We start from the raw sequence: 998 nt of genomic DNA, 5'->3' as shown, positions 1-998 counted from the left end.
CTGTTGTTTTTATTGGCGATTTCAATTTTACTAATGCTTCTTTATCTAATGAGTTTGAGTTACAAAGCATTAGTTCCTGTTATTAAGGGGAGATTACCCCTTAAACGCTTGATGGCTTTAACCCTATTGTGTCAGTTGGTTGCTGTCTTTACAGTAGGCTACGCTGTTAAGACAGGTTTGACGTCTTACCAACGATTGAAAGAACTTGAAATTTCAAAACAAGCATGGCAGGACAGAGCAGACTATTATCAAATTTCTTTTGGCTTAGGTGACAGAGTAAATGATACAGAAAATCAGAATAAGTGGTATGCCTTTGCCAAGGAAGCAATCGAAGAAGAACAAGCTCTTTATGTAAAGGATAATCTGTTCCATTTTGCCAATCCACAAGGAAAAAATGAACAGGGAGAGACACTGGATACCTATAGTCCAGATGCTAATACGCTCTATGTTAGTCCCAGTTATTTGGATAAGGAAAAGGTCGTAGTAGATGCTGAGACCAAACAGAAGTTAGCTCATCTCCAAAAAGGTGAATTTGGACTCTTATTACCAGAATCTCTTCGTTCACAGGAAGCAGAATTTAAGAAAGTTTTTGAAGAAAGTTTAAACTCTTATGGACAATCAAGTGAGGATAAAGACGCTCCTTTAGAGTATGAAATGAGAGCGATTGTTAGTTATCTTCCAACAGGAGAAAAGCGATTTGTTTATAATAACGGTGAAAATCCCGTATCCACTCAGTATTTGACTGATCCGATTTTAGTTGTATTTACTCCAACATCTACAGGTGATAGTATCATTTCCAAATCTAGTTGGTCTATCAATGCTGGAAAACAACTCTTTATCAAAGGATATGAGAGTGGGCTAGAACTCTTAAAGAAAGCTGGAATTTATGAGCAAGTATCCTATCTTAAAGAAGGAAGAAGTGTTTATCTAACTCGTTATAATGAAGTTCAAACTGAAACAGCAACTTTAATCCTAGGAGCTATTGTTGGAATAGCTAG

Annotated in this window: 1 pseudogene; it reads left to right on the top strand. The window is 36.6% G+C overall.

Going from position 1 to position 998, the window contains the following annotated elements:
• Positions 1–998 (top strand): annotated as a pseudogene (locus N8N51_RS10325) (bacteriocin-associated integral membrane family protein); the annotation flags it as partial.

It is taken from the genome of Streptococcus mitis, from assembly GCF_946188685.1.
Lineage (GTDB): Bacteria > Bacillota > Bacilli > Lactobacillales > Streptococcaceae > Streptococcus > Streptococcus mitis_CC.
Note: the sequence above shows the minus strand (reverse complement) of the source record. Positions and strands in the feature narration are given on the sequence as shown.